Annotated in this window: 16 protein-coding genes and 2 pseudogenes; 15 read left to right on the top strand and 3 right to left on the bottom strand. The window is 66.4% G+C overall.

Going from position 1 to position 14,606, the window contains the following annotated elements:
• Positions 1-91: 91 nt before the first annotated feature.
• The 3 genes and pseudogenes from AB0A69_RS32725 to AB0A69_RS32715 all read left to right on the top strand — a co-directional run.
• Positions 92-202: pseudogene (locus tag AB0A69_RS32725) on the top strand (IS5/IS1182 family transposase); the annotation flags it as partial.
• 323 nt (positions 203-525) lie between these two features.
• A complete protein-coding gene (locus tag AB0A69_RS32720) occupies positions 526-2,127 on the top strand; it encodes a hypothetical protein (RefSeq protein WP_361429561.1) in 1,602 nt (533 codons plus the stop codon).
• 285 nt (positions 2,128-2,412) lie between these two features.
• Positions 2,413-3,210, top strand: a complete 798-nt coding sequence (locus tag AB0A69_RS32715; protein ID WP_361429559.1) for a hypothetical protein — start codon at positions 2,413-2,415, stop codon at positions 3,208-3,210.
• Here the strand turns inward: AB0A69_RS32715 and AB0A69_RS32710 are convergent.
• Positions 3,207-3,584: a hypothetical protein gene (locus tag AB0A69_RS32710; RefSeq protein ID WP_361429557.1), complete on the bottom strand. Its 378-nt coding sequence runs from the start codon at positions 3,582-3,584 to the stop codon at positions 3,207-3,209. The two genes, AB0A69_RS32715 and AB0A69_RS32710, sit on opposite strands and share 4 nt — an antisense overlap.
• 427 nt (positions 3,585-4,011) lie before the next feature.
• Between AB0A69_RS32710 and AB0A69_RS32705 the strand changes: the two genes are divergently transcribed.
• The 8 genes and pseudogenes from AB0A69_RS32705 to AB0A69_RS32670 all read left to right on the top strand — a co-directional run bounded on the left by AB0A69_RS32705 (position 4,012) and on the right by AB0A69_RS32670 (position 9,730).
• Positions 4,012-4,338, top strand: coding sequence for a hypothetical protein (locus tag AB0A69_RS32705; protein ID WP_361429555.1), 327 nt, complete (start codon positions 4,012-4,014; stop codon positions 4,336-4,338).
• A gap of 43 nt (positions 4,339-4,381) precedes the next feature.
• On the top strand, positions 4,382-4,687 hold the full coding sequence (locus AB0A69_RS32700; RefSeq protein WP_361429553.1) for a hypothetical protein: 306 nt from the start codon (positions 4,382-4,384) through the stop codon (positions 4,685-4,687).
• 530 nt (positions 4,688-5,217) lie between these two features.
• Positions 5,218-5,478, top strand: a pseudogene (locus tag AB0A69_RS32695) (biotin/lipoyl-containing protein); the annotation flags it as partial.
• Between the two features lie 2,138 nt (positions 5,479-7,616).
• Complete coding sequence (locus AB0A69_RS32690) at positions 7,617-7,838, top strand: DUF6207 family protein (RefSeq protein ID WP_361429551.1); 222 nt, start codon at positions 7,617-7,619, stop codon at positions 7,836-7,838.
• 133 nt (positions 7,839-7,971) lie between these two features.
• Positions 7,972-8,487 carry a lamin tail domain-containing protein gene (locus tag AB0A69_RS32685; protein WP_361429549.1) on the top strand — a complete coding sequence of 172 codons (516 nt, stop codon included), beginning with the start codon at positions 7,972-7,974 and terminating at the stop codon, positions 8,485-8,487.
• Between the two features lie 395 nt (positions 8,488-8,882).
• Positions 8,883-9,254: a hypothetical protein gene (locus AB0A69_RS32680; RefSeq protein WP_361429547.1), complete on the top strand. Its 372-nt coding sequence runs from the start codon at positions 8,883-8,885 to the stop codon at positions 9,252-9,254.
• A complete protein-coding gene (locus AB0A69_RS32675; RefSeq protein WP_361429545.1) occupies positions 9,251-9,397 on the top strand; it encodes a hypothetical protein in 147 nt (48 codons plus the stop codon). Before AB0A69_RS32680 ends, AB0A69_RS32675 begins: the two co-directional genes overlap by 4 nt.
• Before the next feature lie 69 nt (positions 9,398-9,466).
• Positions 9,467-9,730: a hypothetical protein gene (locus AB0A69_RS32670; RefSeq protein WP_361429543.1), complete on the top strand. Its 264-nt coding sequence runs from the start codon at positions 9,467-9,469 to the stop codon at positions 9,728-9,730.
• 47 nt (positions 9,731-9,777) lie between these two features.
• On the opposite strand, the gene AB0A69_RS32665 is transcribed toward AB0A69_RS32670, so the two are convergent.
• On the bottom strand, positions 9,778-10,689 hold the full coding sequence (locus AB0A69_RS32665; protein ID WP_361429541.1) for a hypothetical protein: 912 nt from the start codon (positions 10,687-10,689) through the stop codon (positions 9,778-9,780).
• 491 nt (positions 10,690-11,180) lie between these two features.
• On the opposite strand from AB0A69_RS32665, the gene AB0A69_RS32660 reads away from it, so the two are divergent.
• From AB0A69_RS32660 to AB0A69_RS32645, 4 genes are all read left to right on the top strand, one after another.
• Positions 11,181-11,780, top strand: a complete 600-nt coding sequence (locus AB0A69_RS32660; RefSeq protein ID WP_361429539.1) for a hypothetical protein — start codon at positions 11,181-11,183, stop codon at positions 11,778-11,780.
• A gap of 149 nt (positions 11,781-11,929) precedes the next feature.
• Entirely contained in the window at positions 11,930-12,118 is a 189-nt protein-coding gene (locus AB0A69_RS32655; RefSeq protein WP_361429537.1) for a hypothetical protein, read from the top strand.
• Positions 12,115-12,870, top strand: coding sequence for a hypothetical protein (locus AB0A69_RS32650; RefSeq protein WP_361429535.1), 756 nt, complete (start codon positions 12,115-12,117; stop codon positions 12,868-12,870). Before AB0A69_RS32655 ends, AB0A69_RS32650 begins: the two co-directional genes overlap by 4 nt.
• Complete coding sequence (locus AB0A69_RS32645) at positions 12,792-13,400, top strand: IclR family transcriptional regulator C-terminal domain-containing protein (RefSeq protein WP_361429533.1); 609 nt, start codon at positions 12,792-12,794, stop codon at positions 13,398-13,400. The genes AB0A69_RS32650 and AB0A69_RS32645 overlap by 79 nt, the downstream gene beginning before the upstream one ends.
• Positions 13,401-13,534: 134 nt before the next feature.
• On the opposite strand, the gene AB0A69_RS32640 is transcribed toward AB0A69_RS32645, so the two are convergent.
• Positions 13,535-14,224: a hypothetical protein gene (locus AB0A69_RS32640; RefSeq protein WP_361429531.1), complete on the bottom strand. Its 690-nt coding sequence runs from the start codon at positions 14,222-14,224 to the stop codon at positions 13,535-13,537.
• Between the last annotated feature and the right edge of the window lie 382 nt (positions 14,225-14,606).

Genomic DNA, 14,606 nt, shown 5'->3' with positions numbered 1-14,606 from the left:
GGCATCGCCCGCCTGCACAACCTCGTTCTCGCCGGATGACGGGCAAACGAGCAGGCCATGCAGACGTCAAAGATCATTTACGGGACAGCCCTTAGCCGGATGCCGAAGGCTGCACCGCCGTTACGAGCGAAAGGCCGAGCACTTCCTGGCCTTCGTCGGCATAGCCGCAGCCCTCATCAGCTACCGCCGACTCACCAAGTGAAACGACGTAGGAAGCCAGCAGGGTGACGACGGGTGACGGGCAGTTGGTGTGATCAGGCCACGCTGGTGTCGCGGTCGATGGCGAGAGCCGCCCGGTCTCTCAAGTTGCCGAATCCCCTATTTGCCCGACCCTGAAAGAGGGCCCGGTGCTGGGCACTCGGTCGGATGGGTCAGCCCGTCCTTCGGCGGAGTTTAGGCCCCACGGCTCGTCCCAGCGGTTCGCGGTTGTCTGTCAGGACGCGGGCGGGACAGTGAAGGAGGGGCTGCGTCTGGCGTATTGCAGAGGCGCGAGCCCATTGCTTGAGCGCGGACAGGAAAGGCATCATGGTTCTGCAGCAGGAAGAGGTGCCGATTCGCAACGGATACGACGTCGGCATCGGCGTTGCGATGGCAAGCGGCAGCCCGATGGCCCTGGGTGCGGTCGGCGCCGTCACACCACCGCAGATCGGAACCGGCGGGTCTGGCTCGTTCGTCTTCCGTCGTATCGAAACCACGCAGGAACTGGAGGACGAACTCGGCGTCGGAGCGGATGTATCGGCCGGAATCGGCTTGTTCAGTGGATCCGCATCGTTCAACTTCTCGAAGAAGTGCAAGATTCAATCGAGTTCGCTCACGGTGCTCGTGTCCGCCGTGAAGCGGTTCGCATTTCAGCAAATGGACTCGCCAAGCTTGTCGGAACCGGCGGCAAAGCTCGTCGAGCGGGGAAAGCCGCTCAGTGAGCAGTTCGGCGAATACTTCGTGCGCGGCATCAGCACGGGCGGGCGCTTCTTCGGGGTCGTACGGATCGACACGAAGAGCGTGCAATCCAAGACGGAACTCAATGCCGCGTTGGAGGGTTCCTACGGGGTCGCGGTGACGGCCGAGGTCAAGACCAGGATCGCGCAAGCTATGGCGCAAGCCGAAGCGCGGGCCGAGGCCTTCATCCTTCATGACGGCGGCAGTATCACAACGCATCCACGGAGCGGTGATCCGGTCGAGCTGGTCAAGCAGCTATACCAGGCGATGGATGAGTGGTCGGCCAGTGTGCGTCAAGACGCGAAGGCGTATACGGTGACGCTGGCTCCCTATGTCATTGCTCTGGGGCCGACGCCACCAAACCTTGCCGACATCGAAAAGCAACGACGGGTGCTGATTCGCTGCGCGAATCTGCGATCGCGGGCCATCGACATGCTCAATCTCGTGGAGTACATTCTCGACTTCCGGCACACCAACGAGTTCGAGATCGTGCCTGGAGGGCCGGATCTGCCAGCCCTGCAAGCCGCGCTGGTGAGTGATCTTGACATCATCGAGGAGGCCGCTTCCTTCGCCATCGAAAACCTCAAGGAAGCACGGGATCCCGAGGTCTTCATGCGGGACATCCGCGGTGTTCCAGGCTTCCGTCTCACCACCCTCCCGGCGAACATGCCGAAACAGAAGCAGGCCGTGCTTCCGACGTCCATTACGCTCACCGCGACGAATTCCCCTCCGCACAGGGAAGTACAGTTCTTGGATGTGCCGGACAGTTTTCAAGTTACCGCCAAGCTGACCGTCAACCTTCCAAAGCCAAGCGATATTATAATCCGCGATGCAGGGCTTGCCTTGTTCGCACCGGCAGGTGCAAAGTTTTCCGGTGTAGGCAAGTTGGTCGACGAGGACGGGCGACACGTATGCTTGTTCAGTGGCACCCTTGGGGTTGGTTCGGGCTATCGACCTATTGACTGGGTCGGCAACGAACCCATTTATCTCAAGATGACCGTCGCACGTGGGCAAGTCAGCTCGATAGGCCTCAGTAATGATGGAGAAGAATTCAGCAACGTGCCTGAAGTAATGGAACTCGAGGCCCTCGAGGGAGCATCACCGACGCGAAAGCTTGCCCTATTCGCAACTTCGGGTACCGACATGTCGGTTACTGCGAATTTCTCCGAACTCAAGATCGTGCCTCTGTAGCTCCACAGGGATAGGCATGGAAAATCTGCAGATCGAGGCAGTCGGCACCGAACTCGTCGGTTGGGGTGCCCACCAGACAAGGCCGCGTGCATCGGCTTTGCTGCACAGTCGGGTCAGAGGCGGGTGGCGTGTCCACGGCCGCGGTGACCAATCGAAGCGCGCAGGTACCTCAGTTCCAGCACGGTGCTGTCCGCATTAAGGACGAGTCCCAGCAGCGCGCCGGGCGGCATCGTCCGATTCAGCGGAGCGCTGGAATTGTGCCGAACTCGCGAAAGAGAAGGAATCATGACGGACGTCGATGCCGAGAAGCGCCAGCAGGCGAAGGTCGCCGCGGCGAACGCCGCAGTAGCCGCCAACGACACCGCCGTCGTATTGGGCATCGCGGGCGTGGCGGTCGCAGGCGCCGGCGCGGCCACCGGCGCCGGGGCGCTCGCGGGCGTGGCAGTCGGCGCCACTCTTGCGGTCGGCAGCTTCACCGCGTGGCTGATCGGTAACCGCTACCAGCGCATCGCTAACGATCCGCCACGCGACGACTGTGACCAGGTGACCGAGAGCTTCGCCCGCCTACTCGAGGACGAGGTTCCCACCGACGAACCACACGCGACAGTGCACCGCCTCGCAGCCAACCAGGTGCTGCTATGCGACGCGCTGAGCGCGTTGCTCGTGTCGCTCGAACGCTTCGACGGTGCGGTCCTGGCCGACGATTCCGATGCCGCGAACAGGCAAGCAGAGGCAGTCCAGCTCAACGCGCAAACTGCCGCAGGCCTGCAGGATACGGTCGTCGCGCTCGCCGGAACTGTGAACGAGCTCTGGTGGAACAGTCAGGAGATCCTGGCATGGGACGACGCGACCCTGGAGCAGGTACTGGAGCTGCACAACGAGGCCGCGGGTGACCCATGGCAAGCGGTCATGGCCAGCGTCGAGGACCTGACAGACAACGACCCGTTCTCTTCCGTTGATGCGAGCGAGGATCCGGTCCTGCTCGCGACCCAAATCCCCACTCAGGCACAGGCTATCGTCGGCGACGAGTACGTCGCCGAGCTCGCTGGACTATCGGAAACGCTGCGAGAGCTGGCCGTCTAACAAGCCATCTCATTTGGCGAGCCCTCGGGCACAGCAAGACCCAGCTCCGGCGGACGGCGACGGCGGGCGCGGCACGTAGACCACACGTCGCGGCCGGCCTCCTCAGTCATGCTGAATCGCATGGGGAAGTAGATCAGTGGACCGCTGGCTTCGCCGATCAGCCGGCCGGTTGACCAGGGCGAGGTGTCCTCCTCGTCCTCGGTGAGGTCGCACCACCGCTCAAGCAGCGCTGCTACGTACGCCGCGATGCGTTCGGGCGGAGGCTCTTCCACCTCGCTGTCGATGTAGCGGTCGTACAGGTCGCTGAAAACCTGGCCGGCGGGCTTGTCATCCGTCGGCCTCTCGCCTTCCCAGACAGCAAGGTCGTAGCTCATGACCGGAGACTCTCATGCCGCTCTGACAGCCATAAGAAACGACGTCTTAGGCGACGGGAGTGTTGCGGGCCAGGACTCCGGCTACAAGGTTCCCAACGCGCCGCAGCGGCATTCGCGAAGCAACGAGGAGCCCTTCTGTCCACCTCATCCCAGGACAGATTCCTCAGTCTGCCGAAGCAGCAGCACCCCGTCACTGCAATGGCGGAGCCGGATCACTCCCGCAGAGATCCTCCGCAGAACGCGCTCAGCGGCTGCCGAGGACCCAGAACGCGCTCTACAGGCAGGATCCTGCCCAGTACCGGCCATTTCGTTGAGGTCTCCACACGGATGAACAAACGCGCCGGAAGCTCCTCCTCAAGTAATGATTGATCCGGACCGGGGCCACTCTGCTCCGTCAACAGGATTGCCGATTGGGAGGAGAACACTCATGGCCTTCGCCGAGGACTTTGCAGCTGCGCTTGCCCAGCGTGGGATCCAGATGGATGCCAACGATGTTCCCGCCCCGGATGTGATCGGTGGTGCACTCGACAACATCAACGGCTTCATGAGCGACATGGACGTAGCTGTCCGCGAGGGGTTTGACGAGAGCTCCCTTGAGTTCGCTGTGTGCTCAGTGCTGGCCGATCCGTCGGTCAGCATCGCACCTGAGATCTCGTCAATTCTCGCCGCTTACGACCGCACCCCTAACATGCGCCTTACGGAGATGCTGCAGGCGACAAGTGAAACGCTCGACCAGGTTCGGGGTGTGGTTTAAGCACCGTTCCGCGGTCGATCGACGGACAGACGGGAGTAGAGACATGGCGATCGAGGAGTTCGCTGACTGCTATGGAGCACGCGTCCAGACCACGGTTGACGCAATCATCGATGATCTGCGAAACCTGGGGGCCGACTCCATCCGCCGGGTTGTGGAGTGGAATCGAAACCTGCGCGATTCCGACAGGGCTCTTGTCCTTGCGCTTGCGGGAATCGCGTCCACAGTGATCATCAAGATTCTCGAGAAGCTACTCGGCCCGACCGCCGCCATCTGCTTCGTAGGGCTGCTCGGGGGCGCTTCCTGGGCCCTGCTGATCCGTTCGTTCACCGAGTGTGTGGACCTCCTCTGACCAAGTCCGTGCGTGAGTGAACGAGCACCTGCCCTTTAGTTGACGCGCTAACTGTTTAGCCGTGTAGCGGAAGGGTCCGGCGCTGTGACTTCCTTTTCGCGAGCGTCCGGGCGGCCTCGACGGGGCCGCGTTTCCGAGCTGCGGTCCGGCGCAGCTCGGATATGCTGGTGGTGGGTCCTTGTGCAAGCACGAAGCTTCGCCACGGTGTGCTCTGTCATCTCAGAACCGCGTGAGTGACCACCAGACCGCGTAGCTCGGCCCCTGACGGACAGTCCATCCGTCAGGGGACACCGCCAACCGCGCCCTGACGGGGAGACGCCATGGGGCAGATGGAGGAAGCGTTCGACGAGTTCCTCGCCGCCGAGCCGAAACACTGGCTGGTAAGACGCACCGGTGACCACATCGACTCGGTGGTCAATGAGACGGGAACAGCTGAGCTTCCGGAGGATGTGCCAGAGCTGCCGCGCCTCGAAAGCGACTTCGTGGCGGACATGCTGAGCCCCAGCCCCGATAGGTTGCGTCGAGCACCCACCGCGGTCGCTCTCCCAGCTCTGGGCGAGTCGGTGACCGAGGCCGTCGTGACCCGTTGGCTTAAGTCGGTCGGCGAGACCGTAGGGGTCGACGAGCCGTTGCTCGAAGTCTCCACAGACAAGATCGACGCCGAGCTCCCCTCACCCGTCGCTGGCACGCTGCTGGAAATCTTGGTGGACGAGGACGAGTCCGCCGAGGTCGGTGCCGAGCTCGCCCTAATCGGCCCCGCCGGTTCCGCGGATGCAGACCCTCCGGCCCCGGTTGGTGAGGAGCTCCGCTACCTCCCGGAGTTTATCCTTTTCGATGAGGACCCGAACTTCGCCTTCGATGTCGTCCAAACCGGCGATATCGCCGATGACGGAAGACCGTTCAACCGCGCCACTCTCACCCTGACGCTGGATGCAGTGATGCCGGACCACCTCGCCCGCTTCGCCGAGGAGGCCGACCTATTCCAGGTGCCGGACCTGGAGCCCGGCGTCTCGCTGGCCGTGCCCATCACGGGGCGCGACGGGTCGATCCGCGTCCACAAAGTGACGGGCAGCACAGCCATCGCCGGCGAAACTGGCTTCCTCGCCACCTTCGAGCTGACCGGTTCGCTCGTCGCGGCCACTTACGTGCATCTCACCCGACGCGGCAAACTGAGGCTGGAGTTCGAACCGACCTACTCCGGCTACCAGACGACCCTCGTGACACAGCCCGACACCGGTTTTCCCGTCCACGGGCCGATCTTCCGCGGATTCCAGTTCGAGGTCTTCGGTGACGGCGGCATCACCGCCGGTGCCCCCTTCGAGCCGCCCCTCGTCAACCGCATTGGCGCGTACGTCTTCTTCCCAGTGATCGCGTGCTTCCACCGCACCCTCCCGCTCGGCCTCACCTTCAACACCGACACCTACCGCAGCCGCTTCACCATCACCGCTGAGGGGAGGACCCGGCCCATCATCGACGGCGACGACCTCGACGACTTCGCAGAACAGCGTTCGGAGTACCGGGAACTCACAACGCTCGGCAACATCTCGGATAAGTACCCCTCGTTCCGGCGCGTCTTCTTCGGCCAGGTCAGCGGCACCGTAATCGCCGTCCCGGCCAGCTACGGGATCCTCGTCACCTCGCAGGGCGCCCTCGCGTCCTGCGACTCCATCGTCGACGAGTCGCCTACATCCTTCAGTGGCTGCCGGTTCCACTTCACTTTCACCGTCGCCCCGATGGCCGACCCAATCGATCTCGCCCGCCTGCGAGCAGACGTCATGGACATTCCGGAGGCCGCCGGCCGCACCCTGCACGTCGCCCTGCCCGGCGGCCTGGACTCCCGTACCCCAGCCACCTTGGACGGCTTCCCGGCAGGAAAGGCAGCCTTCGCCGATGGTGACGGAACCACCATTCAAGTGAGCGTCGACATCGTCGACGACCGTCCCACGCCAGCCACCACCATCGTCAACCTGTTCCTGCAACAGCTCGGTGCGACAGGGTCGCCGCCGCTGTTTGGCACCATCGCGGTGCGGCTCGACGACGTCTTCCCCCAGCCCGTACGAACCTCACTGTTGCTGAATTTGCGCCGCACCGCCCACAGGGACGACCTGGCGACTACGCGGCAGCCCGGACCGCCACCGAGCGCCAAAGCCGTCAACCAGGGGCCGCTCGACCTCAAGCTCATCCGGTGCGCCGACGTCCGGGACGACCAGGGCCCGGGGCCGATCGTCGCGCTCGGCGGTCTGGTGCTCGCCGCCCGGCAGACGACCACCATGCCGGGTGTCGGCGCCAGCGCCGAGGTCGCGGTGTCGCGCACCCTGGAAGTGGCCACCCCGCTACCTACCAAGGCTGCGATGCTGAAGTTTGTTGCGTTCCACACGCACACCGTGCAGGAGGTGCAGCACTCGCTCACCGTGAACGCCGCCGGGCTGAACTTCACAGCGGAGGGCATCAGCACCATCAGGGCCGAGATCACGCTCATCGCCAACCCCGGCGACCCTGTGCCCGCACTCACACTGAGCACGTCCCACACCATCGACTTCGTGCACGTCTCGCTACCGGTGGATTCCGCCGTCACCGGTCTGGACAGCACGGTCTTGCTGAGCCTGACCACGACCTCCGGCGTGCGGACGGTCTCCATCGCGCACGACTTCGTCACCGAGCCCATCCTCGTCGTCACGTCCACGACGATCCACTGACAACGACATCCCACCGACACGAACCACCATCGACCGACAGGGACATGTGCGATGTCAGACAGCGTCCTTCCCACAGGGCCGATATTCGGCCCTGACTCGCTCGTGATTCCCCTCGATGGAGGCGAGGAGGGAGACCCGGCCGTCGGCGTCCACATCCGGCCCGACGCACTCAACACCGCCCTCGCGGCCGCCGGAGAAGCCGAAGCCACCTAGTACTACTTCCAGCCACCCGGGTGACCGTCGCGACCCGGCCCGGCACCACCGACCTCGCGTTCTCGACCACCGTCACCGTCCAGGCCCCCGTCGGTCCCCATCCCGACTACCTCGGCGGCTCCTGCACCTTCCAGCACAAGTGGGCGACCTCCGGCATCACCCCGGTGTGGCGTACGCCAGGTGAGCCCGGCGTACGGGCGCGGGTGTACGCCGACGTACGTCGTCCTGGCACCGCGCGCTAGCCGGGCCGGCGCCGCTCGTACGGCGGTGAGCAGCTTGTGACCGTCCTTGCTGGTTTCCCCATCGGCGGAGCTCGTCGGGTGCGAGGATCGCACCCTCTGGATGCCCCCCCCGTGTACTGCAGAAGGGTTTTTGGTGAGCCGTACCGTACGCACCACCGCACTCGCTTCTGCCGCGCTCGCGTTCGTGGCCCTGGCCACGCCGAGCCAGGCCGCTTCCACCACCGGCGCCCTGAGGATCACCCAGGTGCGGCCCAACGCCTCCGGCGCCGACAGCCGCGACGGCACCCAGCTGAACGTCAACGGCGAGTACTTCGTCATCAGGAACGTCACCACCAGGACGGTGAACACCGGCGGCTACGTCCCCGACGTCACCACCAACACCTACGGGCGCGCCCTGCCCGCCTACAACCTGCCGGCCGGTGCGAGGGCGTACGTGCACACCGGCAGCGGCCGCCACTATCGCGACAGCAGCGGCGCACACCACATCTACCGTGGCTACGCCCGCCACGTCCTGCTCAACACCTCCACCGCGAAGAACCCCGACCTGCGGCTGAAGAAGCCCGGTTCCCCGGACGACAACACCGCCACCGGCAGCATCACCGCCTGCAACTGGAACACCGCCGCCGACGGCACCACCTACACCTGCTGACCCGTAAGATCCCCGCGCCCGTGGCGCAGAGCCCCACGCCCAGCGCCGGCTCCGCGCTACGGGCATCACCCCTCCCCCATCACCGCCGAACCGCGATCGCGGCGCACAGCAGCCCCCGGACGACGCGGACGCTGGGTGAGAAGTAAAGGAAGGCACCGGTTCGTTTCTCCGGTACGACTTGTGCGCACGAGCGGGTAACGCCCGGGCAGTTGAGCTGCGGCAGCGGCTCCTGTCGTTCTACGAATCAGCGGTATGAAGCACATCGCTGCCCGCATCCTTACAGCGGTCGCACTGGTCCGCACGCCGGTGGCGTCGGTCAGCGCCGGTGAAGCGGCGCGTCCTCTGCCACTGACCCCGGCCGTCGCCGCTCTGCGTCACACCGCAGGCAGCGGCCGGTGACCCGCAGCCCGTGGCTGGTGCTGTTCACAGCGGTCCTGCTCGGCCTCGCCCACGCGAACACCGCCTACGCCCAGGTGCCGCTCGCCGCAGCACCTGCCAAATGCATCGGGGGAGAGAAGGACTCCCGGGGCCGCTCCAGCGTCGATCTGGGAGAAGTGTCCTGGGAGGACGAGACGAAGTACGACGACGCCCGCTCCCACGCCGCCAAGGCATGGTCGACCAACGGCCTCACCAAGATCGAGTTCCCGAAGGACGACGCCACCCGCGTCGCCGACCTCGAGTGGTCCGACGTCAACGAAACCAACGGGCAGTGGAAGGACGTCGGCGCCGCCTGGACCCCCTTCCCGGCACCGATGTCATCCGCATGAACGACGCCTACCTCGCCACGGGCAAGAAGTTCGGCACACCCGCCAAGGGCCGGATCGTCGCCGCGCACGAGCTCGGCCACACGCTCGGCTTCTGCCACAAGTCACCCCGCCTGGTATCCGACGCTTATGGCCCCGAACGTTAACGACGCACGCACTGACGGCAAGCCCACCAGCCGAGACCGCTCCAACTACCACGCCTTGTGGGGATGACCATGAACAAGCCCCTCGCCACCGCCCTCGCCGCGGCTGTCACCGCGATCCTGGCCACCACCGGCTACCTCACCTACCAGCACCTCACCACCCCGTCCGCGCCGACCGAGGCCATCACCCTCTACGACCCCGAAAATGCCCGGGAAGTGGCCGGCAGTGCCGACGACGTCTTCCACGGCACCGTCCTGCGGCACACCGGCCAGCGCACCATCGCCGAGTACTGGCAGCACGCCGTCGTCCACCAGATCGATGTCACCCCCAGCTAAGAGAGCGTCGCCGTGAGTCCGGGTTTCGTCGTCCATGCTTGCTCCGCTCACTCATTGAACGAAACGCTCTCATGGCGGCGTTGCAGGATGTACAGGTCCCAGCTGTCGGGGTCGCCGATGTAAACGAACAGTTTGGGCTGCTCGGGGCTCCCGAAAACCTCCCAGGTGCCCATAGCGCAGCCGCCCACGGACACCTCCACCTTCTGGGACCACGGTCCGGTGCCCGGGTCGTACGTCCAGGACCCCGTGCCGGTGCACTTGTGCACTACGGGTTCGAAGGCGTCGTCGATGTCGAACGTCTCGACGCCGGCCGCCGTGGCCTTGCCGTCCGCCGTCAGGATGAGCGTGCCGCCCTTGCCGTCGGACCACGTCCCGGCGACCCGCTCCGCGTTCAGCTGCGGAGGCTCGTAGCCGATCCCCGCGTACAGGCCGATGCCGACGAGCGTGCCGGCCATGACGACAGCGAGCGTCCCGTACAGAGCCACCAGGCCGAACATGGCACCGCCGGAGACCTGCGGACGGTTCGGCAGCAGCAGCCTGCGGGCGGTCAGCGCCGGGGCGGCGAGGACCGTTGTGGCCACAAGCCATCCGCTGAGGCCCGCCAGGACGTCGGCCTCCACAGGCAGCGCCGCCGCTAGAACCGCTGGGGCGGTTCCGGCGGCCGCCAGAGCCGGGATCCACCACCACGTCTCGCGCCCCGAAAGCCGGCGGCCGAGCCATCCACCCACCGCGAGGAGCGGCATCACCACGCCGATCGACAGCAGGGCGCCGAGGACGGCTCCGACCACCGCCACGAACGGCGCCATCATCAGCAGGAAGAAGACGCCCATCGCGTTGTTGGGCAGGGCCGGGCTCTCCCGGGTCTGCCCCCATACGAAGAGCGCGATCACCCCGACCACAGTCTCGACGAACAGCACCGACATCGAAGCCGTCAGCACCGCGCCGAACCTGTCCCTCACGCGCGCCCTCGGCTGCACCGGCTTCCACATTTTTGAACGCATTCAAATCCCCTCCCGTCCCGCATCCTCCCCCACGCGGGACGGCTCTGCGTAGCCGGGGGTCCGTCTCGAATCGACCACACATGATCAAGTAGGGACAGTTCTGATCGCCCGTTAGTTTTCGGGCAGGGCTCGTACGTAGGACAGGTGCCGGCGCGGTCCGCGCCTGCACCCTACGAACCAGTTGGAGTCCGCATGACGCTCCTGGAGCTGGCCGGGTTTTTCCCGGTCGCCGTGAGCGCGATCAGTGTGCTGAGTGCTGTGAGGCGCTGGGCCCGTCGCAAGCCGCGTGGCGGCGTGTGTGTACGCGGAACCGGTCGGGCAACCGTGTCCGGTGACTGCATGGTGCGGCGTGTGGTGCGGTACGAAGCCGCGGACGGAGGTGTGCTGACCGTTTGGACGGTCCGGCCCGCTCACGCGGCGGCGGCTCGTCGCGAGGAGCATGACCTGTGGTGAGCGACGAGTCCTCCGAGGGTGCTGCCGGCCGGCAGGAGCAGGTGTATCAGCTGCTCGTGGAGAATCACCAGGAGTGCCTCCGGGAGGTGCAGCAGATGCTGAGCCGGAAGTTCCCCGCCATGCCGCTGGCGCGGCGCGAGGACATCGCGCTGGAGGCCTTCGCGCGAACGGCGCACAAGTGGCTGCGCGAGCCAGATCTCGTATGGCGGGACCCCGTCCCGTACGCGCGGATTGTGGGCCGGAATCTCGCTGTCGACAGCCTGCGGGAGAAGTCGGCGGTGCCGACCTGCCCGCACGACCTGGATCAAGTCACCGTTCCGCAGGATGGGCCGGACGACAGCGCGGCCCTACTGACCGACGTGGTCATCCCGGCGATCCGGCGCATGCCGCGAACGCAGCGGCGTGCGGTGGTGGAGCTGCAGAGCCGCGGTGCCGACGACACCCTGATCTCCGCCGAACTCGGGATACCGCGCAGGCAGGTGCAGGTGCAGGTGCAGCGCAACAGGGCTATCCGGGAACTGCGGAGCAAGCTGAAGGATCAATTCGTCTCAAAACAGAGCGAAATGGCAGCGACGCGGGGAAGGGGAAACAGGTGAATGACGTGAGCAGGGCCGAAGGCCACGGCGGGCGCCGTGAGCAGCCCGCACTCGCCGACCAGCTCGCCGCGCTGATGTCGCAGCCATAGCACGGGGTCGTCTTCTGGGACCGTCCGGACGGGGACTGGGCCTCGGTGGAAGCGGACGGCATGACCGCCAGCGCACGCAGGGAGGCTCTGGCCCACGCGAACTCCTGCTACCGGCTGGGTTCGAAGGCTCTGCGTCGGGGCGATTGGGAAGCAGCCACGAACTGGCTGAGCGAAGCAGCCGAGCGCGGGCACCCGGGAGCGATGTTCCGGCTCGCGGTCGCCGTCCACCGGGTCGGTGCGCCCGGGTGAAGGGCGATGTGCGTTACCTCGTCGAGCAGGCCGCGCAGCTCGGGCACGGGGATGCCCGCGTGCTGCTGAACCTGGCCGACAGGCGACCGGCGTCGCGTGCCCTGCCCGAGGATGCCGAGTTCGCCGACGAGGTCCAGCTCGCTCTGCTGCAGGCCGTCGTTCCCCGGCCGCGGGAAAACGCGCCAGGACGCAGCGAGCGGTTCTCGACCTCTCCCCTGCGGGCTCCGGAGCTGACGGTCGCCGCCCGGCAGGTTCCAGGGCGGGGTCCGGCACCTGGGCAGTGGAAGGCGGTAGAGGGCGCGTTGCGGATCCTGCACGTGCTTCACGGGTCGTCGGTGGCGCTGAGTGCGGCGCAGCTGGCGAAGCGGACCAGCCTGCCCAAGAAGGTGCTGGAGAGGCTGCTGCACTGGTTGTGCCAGTGCGGTATGGCGGCGGGGCTGCCGGACGGCGGCTTCACATCCGGCCCGCAGTTGCAGACCCTCGCTCAGCCTCCCGGCAGGTCGGCTGAGGCGGCGCTGCAGCACCGGCTGGCGGCCTTGCGGGATGCAGTGGGCGCGGCGGTCTATGTCAGCAGCTACACCGACGGGGAAATCCGCATCTCCCGGTTCGCCGACGGCCCGCAGGCCCCGTGTATGAATGGGTGGACTTCCGGGCGGCGGCGCACGCCAGCGCCGTGGGCAAGAGCCTGCTGGCGCAGCTGCCCTTCGAGCAGCGCATGGACCACCTCTCGCGTCATCGGGCGGCGCGCTTGACCTCGCGCACGATCACCGATCCCCGCCGGCTGTTCGCGGACATCGACGAGCGGGGCCCGCGCGCTCCGCAGTTCGACCGGCAGGAGTACTCCACTGGCGAGGTATGCGTGGCCATCCCGCTCAACCTGGGCAACCAGGCCGATGCTCTCGCGCTGTCCATGCCCGCGAGCCAGCAGCACCGGTTGGAGGAGGCTGCGCAGATCCTCTCCGATCAGTCCACCGTGGTGCTGTTGTCGCTGCTTTTGGCCGGTGACCCACCTGTCGAACCCACAAGCGCGCCGGGGCAGCAGATCATCGTGGTCCCTCCCAACGATGTCCTGCGACAACCCTCCGAATCGATCACCTTGCTGACGCGGCCCGCTCCCCCGCCGCTGCAGGCGGCGCCGCAACGCTTGGACGACGCTCTTCCCGGCACGGACGGCGCAGTCACGCCAGGCACACAGGTGGTCGCCTGGGACGACGTGGTCGCCGGTCGTGAAGAACACGTGGTGACGATGGAGCCGCTCGGCGCGTACGCCGCCGCCCCGTAAAGCCGAGAGACCACTGCGGTATCGGTGCCCCTGCGGGCGCCGATACCGCCTCGGGACCCGGGGCGCTTGCAGTCACACCACCCACATCGCCGCCACGCCCATCCCGCTCCCCGCCACCAGCTACCACGGGAACTTCAGGAAACACCTCGTGAGCCCAGCGTCGGGGGCTCCAGGCCATCGGCGCTCTCCGGCCCACCGGGGCCGGACACGTCGTAGGCGCACGGCATCGCGGTGTAGCCCTCCAAGGTCTGCCAGTGGGACCACCAGGTGAAGACCACCCGGTCGGGATTGTCGTCGGCCTCGTCGTGCCGTTCGGCGCGCAGCTCCCAGTCCTCGCCGGTTGCGCGGAACTGGGTGATGGTCCAGCCGCGGTTCTTCAGGTGGTCGTGCAGCCGGTGCAGCGCGGGCACGCCCTGCTGCTCCGGAACACGGTCGAGGGTCCAGCTGTGGCCGAGGCGGTAGGAGCCCTTTTCCGGCTCGTCGTTCAAGCTCTCCAGCCCGTCCGGGTAGCAGGCCGCAGCAGACAGCGTGTTCTGCGGGGCGGCGCTGTCCCCGCCTGATGAACCGGCCGGCACTGTGCGGACGATGCCCGCCACGTCGTACATCTCCCGCGAGCGATCCGTCGCCCGCTGGGCCATCACGGTCGGATCCACCTCCGGAAAGTCCTCCCCGAGTGCGCTCTGCACCCCATACGTGACGACAACACCGACCACCAGCAGCACCGGGACGCCAATCAGCAAGAGAAGCGAGTACCAGGCCACGCTCAGGGCACGGCCTAGCGGCTTCCGCCGGTTCGCTTCGAAGTCGATGAGGTCGTCGATCATGGCCACGACGTTACGGCCAAGGGCGCGCCCCGGGATGCGTACAGCACACCAGACGCCCTGCGCACAGCTACTCAGTACAGGACCAGCCGTGTAGCGGCTTCGTCTAGGTCGTTGATGTCGCTGGCGGCACGGTGCACGAGGAAGACCTGGTGCACAGCGTCTCGCTCTCCTCGGCGGCGAGCACGCCGCGCCGGGCGGCTCCCCGGGTGCCGGGGGCGTCGTCACCTTCACTGCGCGGGAAGGCGGCTCGTACGCAGCATCTAGGTCTTTCCCGGCCTCTGCGATGCCACTGGTCTGGTAGAGCAGCAGGGGCCGGGTCGATGGGCTAGACCTCCTGCAGCCGGGTGGCGACCTGCTGCAAGATGGCTGCCAGGGCGGCGCG

This window comes from Streptomyces sp. NPDC045431, from assembly GCF_040646655.1.
Classification (GTDB): Bacteria; Actinomycetota; Actinomycetes; order Streptomycetales; family Streptomycetaceae; genus Streptomyces.
The sequence above is the reverse complement of the archived record's forward strand: the minus strand, read 5'-3'. Positions and strand labels throughout refer to the sequence as shown.

Excerpts from the sequence above, each read along its gene's own strand:
- AB0A69_RS32715 (WP_361429559.1), top strand. The coding sequence starts at position 2,413 with ATGACGGACGTCGATGCCGAGAAGCGCCAGCAGGCGAAGGTCGCCGCG.
- AB0A69_RS32675 (WP_361429545.1), top strand. The coding sequence starts at position 9,251 with ATGAACGACGCCTACCTCGCCACGGGCAAGAAGTTCGGCACACCCGCC.
- AB0A69_RS32720 (WP_361429561.1), top strand. The coding sequence starts at position 526 with ATGGTTCTGCAGCAGGAAGAGGTGCCGATTCGCAACGGATACGACGTC.
- AB0A69_RS32640 (WP_361429531.1), bottom strand. The coding sequence starts at position 14,224 with ATGATCGACGACCTCATCGACTTCGAAGCGAACCGGCGGAAGCCGCTA.
- AB0A69_RS32700 (WP_361429553.1), top strand. The coding sequence starts at position 4,382 with ATGGCGATCGAGGAGTTCGCTGACTGCTATGGAGCACGCGTCCAGACC.
- AB0A69_RS32670 (WP_361429543.1), top strand. The coding sequence starts at position 9,467 with ATGAACAAGCCCCTCGCCACCGCCCTCGCCGCGGCTGTCACCGCGATC.
- AB0A69_RS32705 (WP_361429555.1), top strand. The coding sequence starts at position 4,012 with ATGGCCTTCGCCGAGGACTTTGCAGCTGCGCTTGCCCAGCGTGGGATC.
- AB0A69_RS32655 (WP_361429537.1), top strand. The coding sequence starts at position 11,930 with ATGACCGCCAGCGCACGCAGGGAGGCTCTGGCCCACGCGAACTCCTGC.
- AB0A69_RS32710 (WP_361429557.1), bottom strand. The coding sequence starts at position 3,584 with ATGAGCTACGACCTTGCTGTCTGGGAAGGCGAGAGGCCGACGGATGAC.